We start from the raw sequence: 21213 nt of genomic DNA, 5'->3' as shown, positions 1-21213 counted from the left end.
GCACCTTCGGACAGGTCTGAGCCTCCCCGGGACGGCCGGCCGCCGGCGCCGGCGGCCGGCCCGCAGCCATGACACACCGTGCAAGGGGCACGCCACACAAGGGAGGACGTCGTGCTCGCCCAGGGCCACCTCGCCGCGGACCCCCTCTTCGCCGACGCGCCCGAGCGCGTCGACGACGCCGCCGACCGCTTCGCCCCGGCCGGCCGGGCCGCGCCGCCGGGCTGGCGGCGCGCCGAGCACGGCGGCTGGGTGGCGCTGCGTCCCGACGGCACGCCACTGCCCGCCCAGGGCTGGAAGATCCACGCCTCGGCGACCCCCGGCGAGGCCGCCCGCGTCGTGGAGACCGTCTGGGACTACTGCGTCGGCCACGGCATCGGCTTCAAGTTCCTCCGCAGCCACCGGCTGCTCGCCCTGGCCAACAGCAAGCGCGCGCCCCGGCCGGCCGGCGGCAAGCTCGTCACCCTCTACCCGGCCGGCGAGGAGTGCCTGGAGCGGGCGCTGCACGACCTGTCGCACATGCTGCGCGGGGTCCGCGGCCCGTACATCCTCAGCGACCTGCGCTGGGACGACGGCCCCCTGCACGTCCGGTACGGCGCCTTCGTCCCGCGGTACTGCTTCGGTCCCGACGGCGGCTACGTGCCCGCCGTGCTGGGGCCGGACGGCCGGGCGGTGCCGGACGCGCGGGGCCCGGTGTTCCGGGTGCCGCCGTGGGCGCACGTACCGCCGTTCGTCGCCGACCGCATCCGCCGGCTGCGCCCGGGGGCCGGCGCCGGCCTGCCGTACCGGGTGGAGAAGGCGCTGCGGTTCTCCAACGGCGGCGGCGTCTACCGGGCCGTCGACCCGCGCACCGGCCGGCGCGTGGTGCTGCGCGAGGCCCGCCCGTACGCGGGGGTCGACGACGGCGGCACCGACGCGGTGGCCCGCCTGCACCGGGAGCACGCGGTGCTGCGCCGGCTCGCCGGCCTGCCGTGCGTCCCGGCCGTCCTGGGCCTCTTCCGGCACTGGGAGCACCACTACCTGGCGGAGGAGTACGTCGCCGGGGAACGGCTGGACGAGGCGGTCGCCCGGCGCCATCCCCTGATGCGGCCGGGCGGCGGCGACGCGCGGGCGGCCGCCACGTACGCCCGCTGGGCGCTGGGCGTGCTGGAGGCGGTGGAACGGGCGCTGGCCGCGGTGCACGCGCGCGGCGTGGTCTTCGGCGACCTGCACCCGGGCAATGTGCTGCTGCGGCCGGAGGGCGGCGTGTGCCTGGTGGACTTCGAGGCGGCGGCCGGCACGGACGAGGAGCACCGGCCGGCCCTGGGCGCCGCCGGGTTCGTCGCGCCGTGGGCACGGCGGGGCCGGGCCGTGGACGCGTACGCGCTCGACTGCCTGCGGCTGGCGGTGTTCTGCCCGCTGACGCAGCTGATGCGGTTCGACGCGCGCAAGCACGAACAGCTGACCGCCCTGGCCCGGCAGCACTTCCCGCTGCCGGACGGCTTCACGGCCCGGCTGCGGACGGGCCTCGCCCCGCCGCCGGGCCACGTCCCCGCCCCGCCCCGCGTCGCGTTCGCCCCCGTTCCGGGGGCGCCGGCCGGCGGCTGGGGACCGGTGCTGGACTCGCTGCGGGCGGCGGTGCTGCGCAGCGCCACACCGGAACGCACGGACCGGCTCTTCCCGGGCGACGTACGGCAGTTCGACGGCCAGGCGACGGCGGTGGCCTTCGGCGCGGCGGGCGTCCTGCACGCCCTGCACGTCACCGGTACGGGCGGGGAGCCGGTCCCGGAGGCGTGCACGACGTGGCTGGTGCGGGCCGTGGAGCGCACCCGCTGGCCGCGGCCGGGGCTGTACGACGGGCTGGCCGGCGTGGCGTGCGTGCTGCACGAGCTGGGGCGCGCCGACGCCGCCGCGGAGGTGCTGGAGCGGCTGGCCGGCTTCGACCTGCGCGGCTGCGGCGCCGGACTGGCGGGCGGGCTGGCCGGCATCGGCCTGGCCCTCGACCGGTTCGGCGACGTGGAGGGGGCCGGGCGGCTCGCCGCCGTGCTGGCGGAGCACGGTGACGGGCCGGCAGGCGTGGGGCTGGCGCACGGCTGGTCGGGCCCGGCCCTGCTGTTCACCCGGCTGTACGAACGGACGGGCGAGGAACGCTGGCTGCGGTGCGCCCGTGCGGCGCTGGCCCGGGAGGCGGCGCACTGCGCGGTGGACGCCGCCGGTCACGTCGCCGTACGGCAGGGGGCCGGCCGCCGTTACGGGCTGGCGGGCGGCAGCGCGGGCGTGGGCCTGGCCCTGCGCGCGTACCTGCGTCACCGTGACGACGAGGAGCTGGCGGGGCTGCTGGCCGGCATCCGGGGCGGTCTCGGTGTGCCGCTGCTGCCGTCGTCGGGGTTGTTCGAGGGGCACGCCGGGTTGCTGTACGCGTCGACGCAGCTGGAGGAGCCGGGCGCCGGCGAGGCGGCCCGGCGTGCGCAGTTGCGGGCGCTCGCGGTGCACGCGGTGGGCTTCGGGGGCGAGCTGGCCTTCCCGATGGAGGGGATGGTGCGGCTGTCGATGGACCTGGCCACGGGGACGGCGGGGGTGCTGCTGGCGGTGCACGGCGCGGTCCGGGCGGGGGCGGAGGAGCCCGCCTCGCTTCCGCTGTTGGCGGGGGCCGGGGCCGTCAGTGGCTGCCCGTCACCTTGAAGCCGCGCGGGACGAGGCACACCACGAGCACGGTGACGGTGACGACGATGCCGACGGACACGTAGGCGGTGGTGGTCAGCGCGTGGTCGAAGGCGGCCCGCGCGGCCCGCAGCACCTGGCGGCCCCGGTCGCCGCCGGCCGCCTCGGCCGCCTCGGCGGCCCCGCCGACCGACTCGCGGGCGAGGGCGGCGTCGGCCGCGCCGAGCGGCAGCGCGCCGGTCATGCGGGAGGCGTAGACGGCGGCGTGGATGCTGCCGAGCAGGGCCACGCCGAGGCCGACGCCGAGTTCGTAGGCCGTCTCGGACACCGCGCCGGCCTGGCCGGCGCGGTGCTGCGGCACGGAGGAGACGAGGACGGAGGCCGAGGCGGTGATGGCCAGGCCGTCGCCGAGGCCGAGCCCGGCGAGCACGACGGCGACCACGGGGTAGGTGGTGGGCTCGGGGGCGAGGGCCAGCAGCAGGAAGCCGGCCGCCAGTGCGCCCAGGCCCGTGGCCAGGACGGTCCGCACGCCCATGTGGTGCATCAGCCAGGGCGAGGCGAGCGACCCGGCGAGCATGGCGAGCGCGGACGGCAGGGTGCGCAGGCCGGCCTCGGACGGCGAGTAGCCGTGCACGTACTGGAGCCACAGCGAGATGAGGAACAGCGCGGCGCCGATGGCGAGCATCGCCAGCAGGGTGGCGAGCGCGGCGGCGACGAACGGCCCGTTGCGGAACAGACGGACGTCCAGCAGCGGGTCGTGCAGGCGCAGCTGACGGCGGGCGAACAGGGCCAGCAGGACGATGCCGGCGAGGAGGATGACCACGTCGGCCGCTTCGGGGCCGCCCTTGGCGAGGTGCTTGATGCCCCAGGCCAGGGCGATGACGCCGGCCACGGACAGGAGGGCGCCGGGCCAGTCGAGCGGGCCGGTGCCGGGGGCGCGGTACTCGGGCAGCAGCCGGACGCCGGCGGCGACCGTGGCGACGACGACGGGCACGTTCACCCAGAAGGCGGCCTGCCAGGAGTACCGCTCCACGAGCGCGCCGCCGACGAGCGGCCCCACGCAGGCGCCGGCGCCCGCCACGGCGGCCCAGACGCCGATGGCCCGGGCCCGTTCGCGGGGGTCGGTGAAGATGGTGCGGATCAGCGAGAGGGTGGACGGCATCACCAGGGCGCCGCCGAGGCCCAGCAGCACCCGGCCGCCGATGAGCTGCACGGAGGTGTGTGCGGTGGCCGCGAGGACGGAGGCGACGCCGAACAGCACGAAGCCGGAGAGGAAGAGCAGCTTGCGGCCCCACCGGTCGCTGACCGCGCCGCTGGTGACCAGGAGTCCGCCGAGGACGAGGCCGTAGATGTCGATGATCCACAGCTGTTCCAGCGCGTCGGGCCGGAGGTCCTCGATGAGGGAGGGCAGGGCGACGTTGAGGATGGTGGCGTCCATGGCGACCAGCAGCAGGCTGGCGCAGAGCACGGCGAGCATCGTCCACCGGCCCCGCAGGGGCACCGGTGGCGGCGCGGCCGGCGTCGCCTCGCTCATGCCGGTCACGATAGGCGGGCCGTGGGGCTAGCGCAGGCGGGGCAGGGCGTCCCTGGCCGCGTGGCTGAGGACCTTGAGGTCCTCGGCGAACCGCTCGCGGTGCTCCTCCGGCAGCGGTTCGAGGAAGTACCGCCGGATGTTGTCCACGTGCAGGCGGGCGGCCCGGACGACGGTCCGTTCGCCCTCCTCGGTCAGCCGGACCAGCCGGCCGCGGCGGTCCCCCGGGTCGGCGTCCCGGACCACGAGCCCGGCCGCCTCCATGCGGTCGACCAGACGGGTGACGCCACCGGTGCTGAGCACCCGTTCCTGCGCGATGGCCCGCATCGGCAGCCCGCGGTCGCCGGCGCGGCCGAGGATGAGCAGCACCTCGAACATCAGGTGGCTGATGCCGCACTCCTCCTCGATGGCGCGGCCCAGGATGTACTCCAGCCGGTTGGCGGCGCCCTGCAACCGCCCGAACGCCAGCACGAGGCTGTCGTTCGCCGCCTGCTCCGCCGTCGCGATGCCCGGCTCCCCGGTCTCCTGCGCCACGTGACCCCTCTCGCCCTCGCGCCCCCGTACGAGCCTACGCGGTCGGGGCCCTGGCAGAATCGGGGGATGTCCACCTCACCCGTCACCCCTGCCTCGCCCTGCCCCTGCGGACGGGACGCGTCCTACGGCGAGTGCTGCGGCGCCCTGCACGCGGGCCGCGCCACCGCGCCCACGGCCGAACGGCTGATGCGTTCCCGCTACAGCGCCTTCGTGGTGGGCGACACGGCCTACCTGATGCGCACCTGGCACTCCTCGACGCGCCCGCCGGCCCTGGAGCTGGACCCGGCGGTCCGCTGGACGGGCCTCGAGGTCCTCGCGACGTCGGGCGGCACGGCCTTCCACACCGAGGGCACCGTGGAGTTCCGCGCCCACTGCGTGGCGGGCGGCCGTCCCGACGCCCAGCACGAGCTGAGCCGCTTCGTCCGCGAGGACGGGGCGTGGGTGTACGTCGACGCGGCGGAGTGAGCCGCGGGCCGGCCCACCGGCCGGCCCATCCGCCGGCTCACCAGCCGGCGATCACCGCGCGTCCTTGAGGGACCGCCAGGTCGAGCAGGCCGGGGAAGCGCGCGTCGAGGTCCTCGCGCCGCAGCCGGTTCATCCGCCGCGTCCCCTCGTCCCGCTGGCGGATCACCCCGGCTTCCCGGAGCGTCCTGAAGTGCCCGCTCTGCGTGGACTTGCTGACGGGCAGGGAGAACGTCGCGCACGCCAGTTCGCCCTCGGGCCCGGCGTCGGCGAGCCGGGCCACGATCGCCAGCCGGACGGGGTCGCCGAGGGCGGCGAGCACGGCGGTGAAGCGCAGCTCCGCCCGGTCGGGGTGGACGAGTTCGGTCGCGGTACGACTGGCCATGGGAGCAGCATACCCAACATGTTCGGCACATCCGAACATCTGCTATGTTCGCAATCTCCGAACATGAAGCGCCGCGAAAGGGGACCCCCATGCCTCTCACCCGCCGGGCCACCGCGCCCGCCGGCCGGTCACCACTGCGCCGCACCGCACCCGCACGCCCGGGGCGCGCACGCTTCCGGGGCGCGGCCTACGCCCTGCTCGTCCTGCTGACCGGGACGAACCTGCCCACGCCGCTGTACCGGGGGTACCAGGCGGCCTTCGGCATCTCACCGCTGGTCGTGACGCTCGTCTTCGCCGTGTACGTGGCCGCGCTCGTCCCGTCCCTGCTGCTCGCCGGGTCGCTGTCGGACGCGGTGGGCCGCCGGGCCGTGCTGTTGCCGGCGGTGGTCCTCGCCGCGGCGGGGGCACTGGTCTTCGCCTTCGCGTCGGGCCCGGGGTGGCTGTTCGCCGCGCGAGCACTGCAAGGGCTCGCGCTGGGCGCGGCGTCCGGGCCGCTGACCGCCGCCCTGGCGGAACTCGAGCCCACGGGCGACCGCCGCCGGGCGGCCCTGGTGGCGACCGTGACGTCCGTGGGCGGCCTGGGCCTGGGCCCCGTCGCGGGCGGTGCGCTCGCCCAGTACGCGCCGGCGCCCCGCGTCCTGCCGTTCGCCCTGGAGATCCTGCTGCTGGTGCCCGCGGCCGCGGCGGTGCTGGCGCTGCCTGCGGCGGAGTCCCGGAGCCCGTGGCGGCCCCGGCGGCCGGGCATCCCCCGGGACCTGCGGCCGGTGTTCGCCACGAGCGGCACGGCCGCGTTCCTCGCGTTCGCCGTGACCGGCCTGTCGCTGGCGCTGGCCCCGGCCTACGTGGCCACTCTGTCGGGCAGCGGCAACCTGCTGCTGGGCGGCGCGGTGGTGGCGCTGATGCTGGCCTGTTCCGCGGTGGCGCAGCTCGCCGGTTACGGCCGGGCGGCCCGGAGGCTCCAGCTGACGGGTCTTCCGCTGCTGGCCGCCGGGCTGGTCCTGCTCGCCCTCGCGGGGAGCCTGGCGTCGCTCACGCTGCTGCTCCTGGCGATCGCGACGGTGGGCACCGGACAGGGCCTGGCCTTCCTGGGCGGGCTGACCGCGGTGAGCCAGGCGGCGCCCGCGGACCGGCACGCCGACGTGCTGTCGACCTTCTACGTCATCGTCTATCTGGGCGTGGGCCTGCCCGTGACCGGGGTGGGGTTCCTGGCCACCATCTCGGGGCTGCTGACGGCCGTGCAGGTCTTCGCCTGGGTCATCGCCGCCCTGTGCCTGGTGGTACTGCTGGTGCTGACCAGGCGCGGAACGCGGACCCCGCCCGGCCGGTCGCGGTAGCGACGCGGCGGGCGGGGCATGTGGTGCGGGCGGCCGTGGGCTAGCGCACGCGGCCGTACCAGACGCTGTTCGTCCAGATCTTCTCCAGCCGGACGGTGGTGCCCGGCTTGGGGGCGTGCCAGATCTTGTTGTTACCCGCGTAGATCCCCACGTGGTAGACGTTGCTGCCGGAGTGGAAGAACACCAGGTCGCCGGTCTGGCGGGAGCCGCCGGAGATGTGGCGGGTGGAGTTGTACTGGCTCTGCGCCGTGCGCGGGAGGGTCTTGCCGACGCGCTTGAACGAGTACTGGGTCAGGCCCGAGCAGTCGAAGCGGTTGGGGCCGGCGGCGCCCCACTGGTAGGGCGAGCCCTGCTTGGCGGCGGCGACCTTGAGCGCCTGCTCGCCGGCGGTGGCGGCCTGGGCGTCGGCGGCGAGGCCCGGGACGAGCACGGAGGCGGCCAGGGTGGCCGCGGTGAGGGCCGACGCGGTGGCGGCCCGGGAAGCGAGCGCGGGTATTCGAGGCAATGCGGACATGCCTAAGCCCTTCGGCATCCGCCTGCGAAAGATGACCTGTCGGGTTCGGGCTGCGAAGTTGCCCGGCCACGGTGTGGCTTCACCCCGAGGACCACCGCGTTCGTGGTCCGTACTGCTCGGGTCTCCCGCTCCTGCCGATCCATCACACTCGGTCCGCACCCGGGGCGGCGGCAGGACTCGGCGTCCGCCCGGGCGGCCCGTCCGGTTGACGGGATCTTGTGTTCGGGGAGAGATCCTGCACCATCAATCACCCGAATCCGCAGCCGAGATGCCGTTCTGTGAACTTCTTCACTTCCGGGGGGAAGCCGGAACCGGCTCCTTTCCTCAGGGCCTGACCAGCCTTTAAACCCTTGTCATGACGGGGAATCGGAGCATGGAATCGAAGGTTCCGCGGGGCTTCGTCAACAGGGCTGCCGCCAGGCGTCGAGTTCCAGTTTCTTCCGCATCGAGCTGAGCCCGAGCCGCTGCGCGGTGGCGCAGAACTTCTCGGTGGGCAGGTCGTATTCGACATGGAAGACCGCTTTGCCCTTTTTGATGAAGGGCGTCAGCCGCTCGCACTCGCCGTACTGAGCGCACTGCTCGTTCACCGCGAAGTCGAAGTCGTCGACCAGCTGGGGAATCTGTTCCAGGTCGTTCTTCAGTCCGATCGACAAACCGCGTTCATGGGCCAATGACGCCAGCATCCGGTTGAAGGCGAGCTGGTCCCCCGCCGTCAGCGGAAATCCGGTGCGGTTCCGGAACCCCTCCGTCAGATCGGGTTCCACCGCGTCGAACCCCTTCTGCCGGCACATGTCGAACCGTGCCGCCATGATCGGGCGCAGCACGTCCAGGCGGCGGATGTCGAGCCACTTCTCGCCGTCCCAGCCCTTGTTCTTCTTCCCGAGCAGTTCCTTGGGGAAGCGGCGCTGATCGGGCCGGAAGTCCTCCCAGGCCCCCGCGTTGACGTAGCAGATGACCTTGCGGCCGCGGGCGTGCAGCCGGGCCACCGTCTCCGCGGAGTTCTCGAAGCCGTCGATGTCGTAGACGGGGGCGTCCACGCCGGTGTCGACGCTGCCGCCGAGCTGCCACTGCCAGCGCGTGCCGGGCCGTGGCTGCCAGCGGGGGCCGGGTGAACCGGTGGCGGACGGCGGGGCGGTGGCGGACGGGGCCGTCGGCTGCTGCGAGGGGTGCTCCTCCGCCTCGTCGTCGCCGTCCTGACCGCCGGCGCAGCCGGTCAGGAGGAGCAGGAGGGCGGCGGTGAGCAGCCCGGCCCGTGGGTGGCGTCGCGTCACCGTGCGGCCTCCGTGGTCGTGGCGGTGCCCAGCGGCGCCGTGCGCCAGGGGTTGGGGCCGCCGCCCGGCACGGCGCAGTGCACGCCGGCGCCCAGGGCGCCGGCGGTGCGGGCCACCTCGCCGGCCCGGTCGGCGGGCACCCCGTGGACCAGGTGGCAGAAGCGCTCCGGCGGGTGGCCCGCGGTCCAGGCGGGGACGGTGAGGCGGCGGTGGTCCTCCCAGGTGCCCTCGAAGGTGACCAGCAGGTCGGCCAGGTCGGCGTAGCCCGGGTCGGGGTGGGTGCCGGGGTTGAGGACGGTGGTGCGGGCGCCGAGCAGGCGGGCCGTCAGGACCAGCCCCCGGTAGCGGGGCAGGAGCGCGGCGCGGGCCGAGACCTGGTCGAGGAAGACCCCGTCCACGCGGTACCAGCGGCGGTGCCGGCGGATGTCGGCGGCCACGGCGCGGGGCGGGCGGCGGCCGTACGCGGTGTCGGCGTAGCCCAGCACCCGTACACCGGCCGCGCGCAGGCGGCGGGCGGCGTCGGTGAAGGCGGGGTCGGGCCGGTCGCCGGGGCCGTCGGCCACGTTGAGCACGACGGCGTGGACGCGGCCTGCGGCCCGGGCCACGGCGGCCCATTCGGCGGGGTGCGCCCCGGGGTGGGCGTACAGCGGCACGAGCAACCGCTGTACGGGCTCCGGCGGCACCGAGGCGGGAGTTCCGGTCACGGTGCGGCCTCCGTCACCGGTGGGGCGGTGGTGGCCCACAGGTCGGCGAGGGACTCCTCCAGGGTGCGGCGCGGCGCCCAGCCGAGCGCCCGGCCGGTGGCGGTGACGTCGGCGCACTGCCAGGGCACGGCGGCCGAGCGCGGGGAGCCGTCGCCGTCCTCCGCGATGTGGTCCGCGGTGGGCCCGGGGCGGCCGGCGGCGCGCAGCAGGGCCCCGGCGACGTCCCGTACCGGGCGGGCGGTGCCGCTGCCGGCGTTGAGGACCGGCGGCAGCGGGCCGGGGGCGGTGACGGCGAGGGCGACGGCCTCGGCGAGGTCGCGGGCGTCGAGGAAGTCGCGGTGCGCGGACAGGTCGCCGGTGCGCACCCGCTCCCCCGGTGCGGCCCGGCGCAGCTCGCGGGCGAGCCGGCCGGGCAGGGAGGCGGCCGGGGCGCCGGGGCCGACGGGGTTGAACACCCGCAGGACGACGGCGTCCAGGCCGGAGCCGGTCACCGCGAGGGTGCCGGCGAGCTTGCTCGCGCCGTACAGGCCGAGGGGCCGGGCGGGGCCGGTCTCGGTGGCGGGCCGCCGTCCGTCGGCGGGGCCGTACTCGGCGGCCGAGCCCAGGTGGACGAGGCGGGCGCCGGGTGCGGCCCGCAGCAGCGCCTCGCACAGGACCGCGGGGCCGCGGGCGTTGAGGGCGGTGAGCTCGACGGGGCCGCCGGCGACGGCGCCGGCACAGTTGACGACGGCGTCGGGGGCGGCGGCGCGCAGCGCGGCGGCGAGGCCGGGCACGTCGGCGCCGGCCAGGTCGGCGTGGACATCGACGGGGCCGCCGGCGGGTGACCGGCCGCCGGCGAGCACCCGCACGCCCGGGAGGGCGCGCAGGCGGTCGGCGGTGTGCCGGCCCAGGAAGCCGGTGGCCCCCAGGACGAGGACGCGCATGGGTACCGGTCACGCTCCCTTGATGAGGAGGTCGCGGTGGACGGGGAACTCGGCGTTGGCCCGGTCGTAGTCGTCGGGGCGCCCGATGTCGAGCCAGTACCCCTCGAACTCGTAGGCGTTGGGCGGGGTGCCGGCGTCCAGCAGGTCGAGGACGAGCTCGTCGAAGCCGAGCGGGAGGCCGGGCGTGTAGCGGTCGAGGGCGGTGCGGGTGACGCCGTAGACGCCCATGGAGACGCGGTAGTCCATGCTGGGCTTCTCGGCGAAGCCGACGACGCGGCCGGAGTCGGTGGTGAGCACGCCGAAGTCGATGTGGACCTTGCGGGCGTAGGTGGCGATGGTCAGCGGGGCGGCGGAGGCGACGTGGGCGCGCAGCACGTCGCCGAAGTCGAGGTCGGTGAGGATGTCGCCGTTCATGACGAGGAAGTGCTCGGGGAGCCGGCCGGTCATGGTGAGCAGCGGGCCCATGGTGCCCAGCGGGCTGTCCTCGGTGGTGTAGTCGACTCTCAGCCCCCATTGGGAGCCGTCGCCGACGTAGGCGCGGATGATGTGGCCGAGGTGGCCGATGGCCAGGGTGCAGGAGGTGAAGCCGGCGCCGGCGAGCTGGCGCATGACGATCTCGAGGATGGCGTGCTGGTCGCCGATGGGCACCAGCGGCTTGGGCAGGGCGGTGGTGTAGGGGCGGAGCCGGACGCCCTTGCCTCCGGCGAGGATGACTGCGTGCATGGCTGCGGGTCCTCTCTGCTGGGTGACGGGGGGCGCGGTCAGACGTTGTAGATGCCGGTCTTGTAGCGGGCGAGGTTCTCCGGGGCGCGGAAGAAGGCGACGGTGCGGCGCAGGCCCTCCTCCAGGGTGTGGGCGGGGGCCCAGCCGGTGGCGGCGCGCAGCCGGGAGGAGTCGCAGACCAGCCGCATGACCTCGGAGTCGGCGGGGCGGACGCGGGCGGGGTCCGGCCGGACCTCGACGTCGGCGTCCATGATCTTGGCGATGAGGCCCACCAGGTCGCCGACGGAGATCTCCTCGCCGGTGCCGGAGTTGAAGGTGCGGCCGAGGACGGCGTCGGCGGGTGCGGTGCCCACGGCGCGGAAGGCGGCCACCGTGTCCGCGACGTAGCTGAAGTCGCGGGTGGGGCGCAGGTCGCCGAGGGTGATGACCTGTTGTCCGGCGGCGATCTGGCCGATGACGGTGGGGATGACGGCGCGCATGGACTGCCGGGGGCCGAAGGTGTTGAAGGGACGGAGGGTGACGACGGGGAGGCCGAAGCTGGCGTGGTAGCTGTCGGCGAGGCGGTCGCCGCCGGCCTTGGAGGCGGCGTAGGGCGACTGGGTGTTGATGGGGTGGTCCTCGGTGATGGGCACGGTCTGCGCGGTGCCGTACGTCTCGCTGGTGGAGGTGTGGACCAGGCGCGGCACACCGAGGTGGCGGACGGCCTCCAGGACGTTGAGGGTGCCGGTGACGTTGGTCTCCACGTAGCTGTGCGGGGCGCGGTAGGAGTACGGGATCGCGATGAGCGCGGCCAGGTGGTACACGGTCTCGGCGCCGGTGACCAGGCCCTGCACGGAGCCGGGGTCGCGGACGTCGCCGAGGACGACCTCGACGTGTTCCATGACCTCCGGCGGCAGGTCCTCCAGCCAGCCGAAGGAGGAGAAGGAGTTGTACTGCACCATCGCGCGGACGCGGTGGCCGTCGGCGACGAGCGCCTCGGTGAGGTGGGAGCCGATGAATCCCTCGGCGCCGGTGACGGCGACGAGCGGGCGGTCGGTCATGCGGGTCTCCTTCTTGGGAGAGGGCGTGGTGGTGCCGTGCGGGGACGGTGGTGCGGCGGTGGCGCTGTTCCGCGGCGGTGCAGGAAGGAGCAGGAAAGAGAAGGTCAGCGGTGCGTGGTGAGCCGTCCGAGCAGGACGGTGGCGGCGGCCAGCAGCGCGGCCGCCGCGCCGGTACAGGTCATGGCCTGGGCGGTGAGGGGTGACGCGGCGCCCAGGAACAGGACGGTGGTCTCGGTGCCGGCCGCGGCGGCGCACAGCAGCGCGGGCAGCCAGGCGACGCCGTACGCCTGGAGCAGCAGACCGGCCCACAGCACGGCGCCCAGGGCGAGCAGCGCCACCAGCCGCGGGGCCAGGGGGCCGGGGCCCGGGGGCCACAGGACACCGGCCGCCAGGGCGAGGGCGGCGAGCAGGACGAGATAGCCGGTGAGGGCGGCGGCGAGCACGCCGGCCGCCCGGAGCAGCAGCCCGCCGGTGGTGACGGAGGCGCCCAGCGCCGCCAGGGAGCGGCTGCGGACGCGGTACAGCAGCCATTCGGCGGCGCCCATGCTGAGGGTGAGCGCGAGGACGGACGCCGCGCAGCCGCCGGTGCCGCGGCCGGTGACGGCGTCGCCGAGGGCCGCGACGGTGGTCAGCCCCGCGCAGCCCAGGCCGAACAGGCCGTACGGCAGGGACGCGGTCAGCGGTGGCAGCGGCCCGGACGGTGGCGGGGTCTCGCGCCGGGTGCGCAGGACCGCGTAGCCGGCGGCGAAGAGCGCGCCGGCCTCCGTGGCGAGCAGCAGGACGGGGCCGGCCGCCGCCGGCAGCGGCACCGCGTGCGCGGCGGCTCCGCCGGCGGCGGTGGGCACGAGGGCGAGCAGCAGCAGCCGTTCGTGACCGAGCACCAGCAGGGCGGTGGCGGCGGCCAGGTAGAGCGCCTGCCCGGCGGCGAAGGCGGCCACGCCGGGCGGAACGGACGGCAGGGCCAGGGCCGCGCCGGTGGCCACGAGCGCGCCGAGCGGGGCGCCCACGGCCAGGCAGCGGGCGGCGGCCCGGCGGCCGCCGGCGGCCAGGCGGACGTAGGCGCGGTGCGCGAGCGCCTGGTTCCACGTCCAGGCCGTCACCGCCGAGGCCACCAGCGCGCCGGTGCCGACGGGCAGCCCGTGGGCGCCGGGCGGGCCGGCGAGGAGCGGCGCGGCGAGGGCGTAGCCCAGGCCGGGCAGGGTGAAGACCAGCGAGCGCAGCGCGAACCGGCCGGGCCGCACCTGCCACGGGTCGGGCACGGGCGGGGGTTCGGGGTGGGCGCGCGGCACCCGGTCGAAGAGCTCGGCGGCCAGCGCGAAGGCGTCGGCGCGCCCGTAGCGTTCGGTGATCTGCTCGCCGGTCAGCCCGTCGGCCTCCAGGACGGCGGCTATCTCGTCGGGGTGGACGGCGGCGGCGCACACGCCGGCCAGCTCCGCGGCGAGTTCGTCCACCGGGTCGGCGGCCCACCGGGGCCCGGTCCGGGGCCGGGCGGGGGCGGCGAGGTCGTGGACCGGACCGGGGTGGTCCGGCACGAGGCGCAGCAGTCCGCTCACCGTACGCCTCCCGCGGCCAGGGCCATGGCGGGCACGGGACGGGACAGCGGGTCGCGCACGGGCAGCGCCGGCCGGGCGAGCTCGTGGTAGATGCCGCGGAACGCGTCGATGGTCCGGCGCAGCGTGAACTGCTCGACGACGCGCAGCCGGGCGGCCTCGCCCATGCGGGCGCGCAGCTCGCCGTCGTGCAGCAGGTCCAGTGCGGCGCGGGCCATGGCCTCGGGGTCCCGGGGCGGGACGACGAGGCCGGTGTCGCCGACGGCCTCGCGGACGCCGCCGACGTCGGTGGACACAGTGGCGCGGCCGCAGGACATGGCCTCGATGAGGGTGAAGGGGAAGCCCTCGCTGATGCTGGAGAGCATGACGACGTTGCCGGCGGCGTAGGCGTCGCGGATGTCCTCGACGCGGCCCTCGAAGGTGACGGCGTCGGCCACGCCGAGCGAGGCGGCGAGGTCCTCGCAGGCGGTGCGGTAGCCCTCGCCGCCGCGCGGGGTGCCGCCGAACAGGCGCAGCCGGGCATCGGGCAGTTCGGCGCGGACCAGGGCGAAGGCGCGGATGAGGGTGTCGAGGCCCTTGATGGGGTCGACGCGGCCGGCCCAGCTGAGGGTGGGCGTGGCGGGCTCGGGCCCGGCGGGCGGGAACGCGGCGGGGTCCACGCCGTTGTAGACCGTGCGGATGCGGTCGGGCGGGGTGCCGCCGTGCTCCTCCCAGCGGCGGTTGTAGCGGTTGCCGGGCGTGACGAGCGCGGCCCGCCGGTAGCCCTCACCGGCGAGCTGCCGGAAGAGGCCGAGCATCAGCGCCTTGACGGGCCAGCGGTACGGCTCGGCGCGGAAGCCGAGGTAGCGCTCGCGGAGGTAGACGCCGTGCTCGGTGAGGAGGAAGGGCGTGCCGTGGCGGTGCCGGGCGACCAGGCCGGGAAGGGTGGCCAGGCCGCCGCTGACCGCGTGGGTGATGCCGTCGGCGGGTGGTGGTGCGGCGAGCGGGCGCAGGGCGTGTTCGAGCAGGTCGGTGGCGGTCAGGGCGTCGTGCAGGGTGGGCCGGGCGGCGGCGGTGGCGAGCCGCGGCCGGTTCCACAGCCGGGCCAGCAGCCGGGCGGCGGGCTCGCCGCGCAGCGCCGGGAAGAGCGTGCCGGCGGTGGCGTGGTCGGCGAGCCGGTAGAGGGCGGGCGGGAAGTGGTGTTCCTGCTCGGGGTCGAGCAGGGCCAGCAGGAAGCATTCCCAGTCGGTGAGGAAGCGGCGCAGGGCCCGGCCGCGCGGGACGCGGCCGGCGGGCGGCGCGCCCCACAGCGGCAGGGTGGTGACGTCCCGGACGTGGCCGGGCAGGGTCCAGGCGGGCGTCTCGCGGCCGGTGCCGGTGACGGCGATGACGCGGAAGTCGACGTCGGGCATGCCCTGGACGAGCTGGTCGCACCAGACGCTGACGCCTCCGTGGCTGTGCGGGTAGGTCCCCTCGGTGAGCAGGGTCACCTGGACGGCAGGGGACACCGGGTGGGCTGACGGCCCGTGCGTTCCGTGCATTGAGGTGTGTTCTCTCCGGAAACGAGGGTGCGGGGCGGGGGCACGGAAGAGGCGGTGCGGGTCAGCGTCGTACGGTGTCGCCGGGCCCGTAGGGCACGCGGCGGCTGACGCCCGGGGGCACCGGCAGGGCCGGGGCGGGTGCCTGCACCCGGGCGGCGCGGCCGGCGCGGTCGCGGGCGGAGGGCGTGGTGCCGGGCAGGAGGAGGGCGACCTCGGTCTCGCCGGCGGCGGGCGCGGCCCAGCCGGAGCGGGCACCGGCGTAGGCGCCGCCGAAGGGCACGGAGGCACTGGTGCCGTGCAGCTGGAGCGTGCCGGTGGGCAGGGTGGCGACGGCCTCCACACCGGCGGGTGCCTGGACGGTGACGCGGTCGCCGATGCGGTGGGCGGTGACCTTGCCGTCCTTCACGGCCGCGGCCCAGGCGGTGCGCCGGTGCAGCTCGGCGCCGATGTCGCGCATGCGCAGGTTCACCAGCGGCGTGCTGTCGGCGAACAGGGCGCGGTAGTCGGCCAGGAGCTTCTCCACCGGCTTGTAGCCGATGCGTTCCTCGGCGAGGTTCGACTGGTGGATGAAGTGCGGCCGCGGGTCGTTGGCCAGGGCGTGACCCAGGGCGATGCGGCTCTCCAGGGGCACGATGTAGTCGGTGTAGCCGGTGTCACGGGCGAGGGGGCCGGGCAGGCAGGTGGTGTTGGCGGAGCTCTCGCACAGGCCGCTGCCGCCGTCGGCCTTGCGGGTGTAGATCCAGTTGTACTCGTCGACCTGCTCGGCGGCCTTGCCGGCGTTGTAGAAGACGTTCATGGGGTAGCGCGGCACGGTCAGCGAGGGGCCGAGCGTGCGCTGGTCGTACTCGCGCGAGGTGTCGCTGCCGAGCCAGGTCACGCCGGTCTGCGTGAGGGCGGGGGCCAGCTCGGGGTTGTCGGTGGGCTGTTGCGGCAGGGTCCGCAGGCCCGAGTGCTCACCGGTGACCAGTTCCTCCTTGTCGGAGGCGAGCCGGTTGCGGGCGGCCCAGGCGCGGTTGTCCTCGATCTGCGCGGTGATCTGTGCGCGGCCGGTCCACCGGACGTTGCCCTGCGCGTCGGTGGCGCACCGCCACGGCACGACGGAGGTGTCCTGGACACATCCCAGGAAGGGGTGGTTGTACGTGTGGTTGATCCACCGGTAGGCGTTCTGGTCGGCCAGGAGCTGCGCGGCGAGCGGGTCGCTGCCGGCGTGGGCGTCCTTGTAGGACTCGCTGCCGCCGCCGTTGAACGCCAGGTCCAGGGTGAGGCCGTGGTCGCGGGACCACTGGCGGGCGTACTGGGCGTCGGCCGGGGTCATCCGGATGGGGTCGTTCTCGGGGCTGCCCGGCGGGCAGTCGACGTCGCCCGGGGTGCAGTTGAGCTGCGAGTCCCAGCGGTCGTCGGAGGCGAACACGTCGTCGACGTGCAGCGCGAAGTAGTTGCGGGCGGCGCCGAGGTGGACGCCCTGGGTGAGCCACTCGACCATGCCGCGCGCGAGCAGGCGGAACTGGGTCTGGTAGTGGTTGTAGACGAAGGTGACGACCAGTTCGCTGCGGCCGTCGTGGGTGTACTGGCCGATCAGCGAGCCGGGCCGGCCGGTGCCGGGCACGGGCGCCTCGACGTACGGGGTGAACGTGGCGCCGTCCGCCTGCCGGTCCAGCGGGGTGGCGAGGTGTCCGTAGCTCTCGCCGACGTTCCTGTCGTTGTTCTCGAACGGGACGTTCTTCCGCAGGTAGCCGAAGGGGCCGGTGGCGCCGGCGGCCGTGACCTGCGCCGCGGTGCCGTCCAGGGTGCCGGACCAGCCGGTGTTCAGGCCCACGGCGGGACGGGCGTAGGTGTAGGCGTCCAGCTGCCGTATGCCGAAACGTTTCTCGTAGTCGGCGAGCGCGGCCATCTCCGGGGAGCCGGTGCCGAACGGGTTGTCGTTGGGCAGCACCACGCCCTGGTACCGGGCCCGGGCCCGGCCGTCGACGGTGTCGCTCAGGAACGCCTGGTCGACGCGCGGGCGCGCGCTGTCCCCGAGGTCGACCCGGGTGTAGGGCGTGCCGGCGGTCTCCAGCTCCGTGCGGACGGCCTCCACGGCCGGCCCGCCGTCGTCCACGACGAGGACGCGCAGGTCGACGCGGGGGGCGGCCTCCGCGGCGCCCGCCACCGCGGCCGGCAGCGCCAGCGTCATCAGGACGGCCGCGACGAGGGTCGCGACCGTGCGTCTTCCGTGCCCCATGCCTTCTCCCCCCAGGACGGCCCACGCGTGGGGTGCGCGGCGTCCGCAAGACAATGCGCGGTGCCCGGTCATGGCACGCACGCACGATGAGTGAAACCCCGGGCCGGCCCCCGGCGGCCGGACTCCCCACCCGGCCGCGCACCGCTCCCCCTGCCCGCCCGGGACGCCGATGCCCCGGTGCCGGGCCGCGCGGCCGGAGCCGGGGCCGCGCGTTCGACGCGGCGCCGGGCACACGGGTGCCCCGGCTCCGGGACGCATCGCTGCGCCCCGACCGCTCAGCCATATAGTGCGGCATGGTTGAACGCGGCGCGGGGCGCACCGGAGAGGTTGCCGGAGGGTGTTGGCCATGGCATGGCCGAAAGTCATAGGCCTGCTTCCGGGTACCGGCGGCGGACCGCAGCCGCACCCCCTCCCGCCGCCCCTGGGGTGACCTGTGGCAACTCCCGTCCCCGCCCTGCCGGGACGGCTCCCGCGGCCGCTGCGCGGACGGGTGAACGGGCCGATGGGTTGCTCCGAGATCGGCCTGATGCAGGCCGTCCGTTATGCCTCCTGTATCAGCCGATGCCGCCCGTACCCGGTGTATCGCGTTACGGCCGGGCAGCCGCACCGGGTGACGCTCAGACCACGGCCAGGACGATCTTCCCCGTCAGGTGGCCGTGCTCGCTGGCCCGGTGGGCCTCGGCCGCCTCGCTCAGCGGGTAGACCCGGTGGATGGGCAGCTGGAGGCTGCCGGCCTCGTGCAGGGCCAGGGCCGCCTCCAGGGCGGGCACCGGGCGCGGCGGCACCTCGCCGGAGCTGAACCGGGCCTTGTGCAGCCGGGCGCCCTCGGGGTCGGCGATGCTCACCACGCGGTCCGCACCGCCGGTCACTTCCACCGAGACCCAGACGGCGTCGCCCTTGCCGACCGCGTCCAGGGCGGCGTCCACCCCGTCGGGCGCCACCGCCCGCACCCGTTCGGCCAGCCCCTCGCCGTACGTCACCGGCACCGCGCCCAGGCCCCGCAGGTACTCGTGGTTGAAGGTGCTCGCCGTGCCGATGACCCGGGCGCCCCGGGCCCGCGCGAACTGCACCGCGAGCGTCCCCACGCCCCCGGCCGCACCGTGCACGAGCAGGGTCTCGCCCTCGCGCAGGGCGAGCAGGTCCATCACCCGCCAGGCGGTCTCGGCCGCCACGGGCAGGGCCGCCGCCTCCTCCCAGGGCAGGGACAGCGGTTTGACCACCAGCTGGTCGGCGCGGGCCAGCGCGTGCTCGGCGTACGCGCCCGTGACCGTGCGGCCCAGCACGGCGTCGCCCGCCGCGATGCCGGCGACGCCCTCCCCCACGGCCTCCACGACGCCCGACGCCTCGACGCCCGGCACGTGCGGCAGTCCGACCGGCACGACACCGGCCATGGCGCCGCTGCGGATCTTGTGGTCGAGCGGGTTGACCCCCGCGCAGCGGACGGCGACGCGGACCTCCCCGGGGCCGGGCACGGGGAGGTCGGCATCGGTGAGGCGGAGCACCTCGGCGGGGCCGAAGGCGTCGAACACGATGGCCTTGGTGGTGGTCATGCACTCACGATGATCCACCGGCCGTGATTTCCCGGACTTTCCCGGCCGGGCCCGCCGAGTTCACCCGGATACCAGCTCCCGGACACCCTCCAGCGTCGCCCGCATGCCACCGCGCAGCATGGCCACACGCCCCTCCGCGATCCGCTCGGCCCTCTCCGGGTTCTGCTCGATGGCCACGGTGACGCCGGACCGGGCGGGGCCGATCACGACGGTCTGCCGCAGGAGGGTGCCGCCGTCCTCGGGGACGAGGTCGAACGACCAGGTGGCTATGGGCGCCTCGGGGCTGCTGTCGCCGTAGCGGCCGTCCGGCACGGAGATCGCCCAGGCGAACCGCCGCTCGTGCTCCAGTCCGACCACCTGGGAGTGGGTCTCCCAGGCGCCGACGTGCTCGTTCTCGTTGTGGCCGGCGAAGCGGGCGCCGACCGCCGGTTCCGTGGCGCCGTCGAGCCACTCGACGCGCTTCAGCTCGGGGCTGAAGCGGGTGGGCAGCTCGATGTCGGTCACCAGCTTCCAGACCTCGGCGGGGGAGGCGGCGAGGTGGATCTCCTCGCTGAGGGTCAGTCCTTCTTCGAAACGCACGGTCATGCCCTTCCGGGGTCGGTGTCGTGGGTGGGGTCGGACGGGAAGAAGTCGACGAGCAGCATGTCGCGGACGCCGCGGCGCGCACCGGGGGCCGGGCGGACCGGGGACACGCCGTGCAGCACGCGCCGGTCGTCCAGGACGATGGTCTCCAGCGGCGCGGTGAGCGTCGCCCGGTGCACCAGCCGTTCGTCCAGGTCGTACAGGCGGGACTCGGCGCCGTGGACGCCGTCGCGGCGGAGCAGCACCTGGGCCACGTACCAGTGGCCGTCGCGGTGCACGCCCTCCGGGGCCGGGTGGCCCTCGGCGTCCGGGGTGGCGACCACGCGTATCTGGTGGACGCCGCAGGTGTCGATGCCGGCGCGGGGGCCGGGCAGGTGGTCCAGGAGGGTGCGGACGACGGTGCGCAGCGCGGGCCCGGCCGCCACGGTCTCCGCCAGCGGGGCGAAGACGCGGTGGACGCCGCCGTGCACCTTGTTCACCGACCGGTCCTGGAAGAACGGGGCGTGCGGCAGGGGTTCGAGGGCGGTGGGGCCGGTGCCGCCGGCACCGAGGAGGCGGAAGCGGCCGTAGCGGCGGAAGCGGTACGGCGCCGCGGTGCCCAGGTGGCTGTCGGCCGGCAGGTCGTCCCAGGAGTCGGTGAAGGCCCGCACCGCGGCGCCGGGCAGCTCCGCGAGGGCCGCGGTGAGCAGCTCCGGGTCGTGGTGGGTGAAAGGCGGTGCGGTCGTGCGTCGTTCCATGGCCCCCGTGCTCCCCCGTCGTGCCCGTACTGGTGACGCCCCTGGCCGAGCGGGCTCCGCCCTTACCGTACTCGCCGGTTCGCGCACGTCCAGCACCGGTGCCGGCGGGCAGTTGATCAACGGGGAGGCGTGGGGGAACGCGCCGGCCCCCGGCGCCCGTTCGGGGGCGCCGGGGGCCGGCGGGGGGTGACGTTGGCTCAGCCCGTGGGCGTGGTGGCGCTCCCGGCCGCCGGGGCGGCGGGGGCGGTCACGGCCCGGGGGGCCAGGAGCCGTTCGGCCAGTTCGCCGAAGACCAGGGCGTACCCGGTCCACAGCACGCACTCGATGGTCAGGGAGTCGAGGCGGAACTGCCAGAGCAGCGTCGCCGGGAAGCCCTCGGGCACGTTCTCGCCGGACGGGAGGAAGGCGAAGGCCAGCCCGACGGCGACCGCCAGGGCGGCGCCGGCCGCCACGGTGGCGTACCAGTTGCCCAGGCGGGGGGCCAGGCGGCGGCCCAGGATGACGGCCGCGACGCAGAGCAGCACGCTCAGCGCGACCATCAGGAAGAACAGGGCGGTGCGCTGGCCGATGGTGTCGGGGTCGCCCACGGCGGGCGGGTTGGCGGGGTACTTGAGGAAGGGGACGAGGAAGACGGCGACGAAGCCGCCGAGGCCCGTGAGGGCCGCGGTGGCCCGCGGGCCGAACCGGCCGACGCGGCCCAGGGCCACGCAGTAGGCCAGCGCGGCGATGCCGCCGAGGGCGACGCCGTAGACGAGGACGCCGGTGGCGAGGCCGCCGGTGGCCTGCATCGTGCGGCTGACGAGCTCCTCACCGCCGTGCTCGTGGCTGTGGGCCTCCTCGAAGGCGATGGCGGCGTCGACGTGGCGCTCGCCCATCAGATAGGCGGTGATCAGCGCCAGCACGCCGGCGGCGAGGCCGGCGAGCATGCCGCGGACGAGGAGGGCCCGCACGGACGCGGCGGGGGGAGGGCTGTGCGGTGCGGCGTTCACAGGACG

The 21213-nt window shown here is 75.6% G+C and carries 19 protein-coding genes and 1 riboswitch; of the genes, 3 read left to right on the top strand and 16 right to left on the bottom strand.

Translation table 11 applies throughout. From position 1 onward, the window contains the following. The first annotated feature begins 111 nt into the window (after window positions 1-111). Window positions 112-2658: a class III lanthionine synthetase LanKC gene (gene lanKC, locus IE305_RS22730; RefSeq protein WP_190131543.1), complete on the top strand. Its 2547-nt coding sequence runs from the start codon at window positions 112-114 to the stop codon at window positions 2656-2658. Here the strand turns inward: lanKC and IE305_RS22725 are convergent. Next, window positions 2636-4171, bottom strand: coding sequence for an MFS transporter (locus tag IE305_RS22725; RefSeq protein WP_229891371.1), 1536 nt, complete (start codon window positions 4169-4171; stop codon window positions 2636-2638). The two genes, lanKC and IE305_RS22725, sit on opposite strands and share 23 nt — an antisense overlap. Window positions 4172-4198: 27 nt before the next feature. Next, the gene (locus IE305_RS22720) at window positions 4199-4702 is read right to left on the bottom strand and encodes a MarR family winged helix-turn-helix transcriptional regulator (protein ID WP_190131542.1); all 504 of its coding nucleotides are present in this window, start codon (window positions 4700-4702) and stop codon (window positions 4199-4201) included. Between the two features lie 66 nt (window positions 4703-4768). Here IE305_RS22720 and IE305_RS22715 point away from each other — a divergent pair, with 66 nt between their 5' ends. Further along, window positions 4769-5167, top strand: coding sequence for a YchJ family protein (locus IE305_RS22715; RefSeq protein ID WP_190131541.1), 399 nt, complete (start codon window positions 4769-4771; stop codon window positions 5165-5167). Window positions 5168-5204: 37 nt separating this feature from the next. Here IE305_RS22715 and IE305_RS22710 read toward each other — a convergent pair whose 3' ends face one another. Then, window positions 5205-5549 carry an ArsR/SmtB family transcription factor gene (locus IE305_RS22710; RefSeq protein ID WP_190131540.1) on the bottom strand — a complete coding sequence of 115 codons (345 nt, stop codon included), beginning with the start codon at window positions 5547-5549 and terminating at the stop codon, window positions 5205-5207. An 89-nt stretch (window positions 5550-5638) separates the two neighbouring features. Between IE305_RS22710 and IE305_RS22705 the strand changes: the two genes are divergently transcribed. Beyond that, window positions 5639-6883, top strand: coding sequence for an MFS transporter (locus IE305_RS22705; protein WP_190131539.1), 1245 nt, complete (start codon window positions 5639-5641; stop codon window positions 6881-6883). 40 nt (window positions 6884-6923) lie between these two features. Here IE305_RS22705 and IE305_RS22700 read toward each other — a convergent pair whose 3' ends face one another. The 13 genes from IE305_RS22700 to IE305_RS22640 form a co-directional block, all read right to left on the bottom strand. Beyond that, the gene (locus tag IE305_RS22700; protein ID WP_190131538.1) at window positions 6924-7397 is read right to left on the bottom strand and encodes a C40 family peptidase; all 474 of its coding nucleotides are present in this window, start codon (window positions 7395-7397) and stop codon (window positions 6924-6926) included. 3 nt (window positions 7398-7400) lie between these two features. Next, window positions 7401-7561, bottom strand: a riboswitch (cyclic di-AMP (ydaO/yuaA leader). 237 nt (window positions 7562-7798) lie between these two features. After that, window positions 7799-8668 (bottom strand): endo alpha-1,4 polygalactosaminidase, encoded by an 870-nt coding sequence (locus tag IE305_RS22695; RefSeq protein WP_190131537.1) that lies wholly within the window; start codon window positions 8666-8668, stop codon window positions 7799-7801. Beyond that, window positions 8665-9372: a spherulation-specific family 4 protein gene (locus IE305_RS22690; protein WP_229891369.1), complete on the bottom strand. Its 708-nt coding sequence runs from the start codon at window positions 9370-9372 to the stop codon at window positions 8665-8667. The genes IE305_RS22695 and IE305_RS22690 overlap by 4 nt, the downstream gene beginning before the upstream one ends. Further along, window positions 9369-10295, bottom strand: a complete 927-nt coding sequence (locus IE305_RS22685; protein WP_190131536.1) for an NAD-dependent epimerase/dehydratase family protein — start codon at window positions 10293-10295, stop codon at window positions 9369-9371. The genes IE305_RS22690 and IE305_RS22685 overlap by 4 nt, the downstream gene beginning before the upstream one ends. Before the next feature lie 9 nt (window positions 10296-10304). Next, a complete protein-coding gene (locus tag IE305_RS22680) occupies window positions 10305-11018 on the bottom strand; it encodes a sugar phosphate nucleotidyltransferase (protein WP_190131535.1) in 714 nt (237 codons plus the stop codon). Between the two features lie 38 nt (window positions 11019-11056). After that, window positions 11057-12058, bottom strand: a complete 1002-nt coding sequence (locus IE305_RS22675) for a GDP-mannose 4,6-dehydratase (protein ID WP_190131534.1) — start codon at window positions 12056-12058, stop codon at window positions 11057-11059. A 104-nt stretch (window positions 12059-12162) separates the two neighbouring features. Next, the gene (locus IE305_RS22670; RefSeq protein WP_190131533.1) at window positions 12163-13611 is read right to left on the bottom strand and encodes a hypothetical protein; all 1449 of its coding nucleotides are present in this window, start codon (window positions 13609-13611) and stop codon (window positions 12163-12165) included. Next, complete coding sequence (gene pelF, locus IE305_RS22665; protein ID WP_190131532.1) at window positions 13608-15128, bottom strand: GT4 family glycosyltransferase PelF; 1521 nt, start codon at window positions 15126-15128, stop codon at window positions 13608-13610. Before pelF ends, IE305_RS22670 begins: the two co-directional genes overlap by 4 nt. A 61-nt stretch (window positions 15129-15189) precedes the next feature. Then, window positions 15190-17349: a hypothetical protein gene (locus IE305_RS22660; protein ID WP_190131531.1), complete on the bottom strand. Its 2160-nt coding sequence runs from the start codon at window positions 17347-17349 to the stop codon at window positions 15190-15192. 617 nt (window positions 17350-17966) lie between these two features. After that, the gene (locus tag IE305_RS22655; RefSeq protein ID WP_190131530.1) at window positions 17967-18899 is read right to left on the bottom strand and encodes an NADP-dependent oxidoreductase; all 933 of its coding nucleotides are present in this window, start codon (window positions 18897-18899) and stop codon (window positions 17967-17969) included. 60 nt (window positions 18900-18959) lie between these two features. Continuing rightward, on the bottom strand, window positions 18960-19484 hold the full coding sequence (locus tag IE305_RS22650; RefSeq protein WP_190131529.1) for an SRPBCC family protein: 525 nt from the start codon (window positions 19482-19484) through the stop codon (window positions 18960-18962). Then, complete coding sequence (locus IE305_RS22645; protein ID WP_190131528.1) at window positions 19481-20218, bottom strand: 2OG-Fe dioxygenase family protein; 738 nt, start codon at window positions 20216-20218, stop codon at window positions 19481-19483. Before IE305_RS22645 ends, IE305_RS22650 begins: the two co-directional genes overlap by 4 nt. 197 nt (window positions 20219-20415) lie before the next feature. Then, a complete protein-coding gene (locus IE305_RS22640; RefSeq protein ID WP_268255946.1) occupies window positions 20416-21207 on the bottom strand; it encodes a CbtA family protein in 792 nt (263 codons plus the stop codon). Between the last annotated feature and the right edge of the window lie 6 nt (window positions 21208-21213).

Origin of the sequence: Streptomyces mashuensis (assembly GCF_014654785.1) — a bacterium.
Lineage (GTDB): Bacteria > Actinomycetota > Actinomycetes > Streptomycetales > Streptomycetaceae > Streptomyces > Streptomyces mashuensis.
This window is presented reverse-complemented; position numbering and strand designations above follow the sequence as displayed.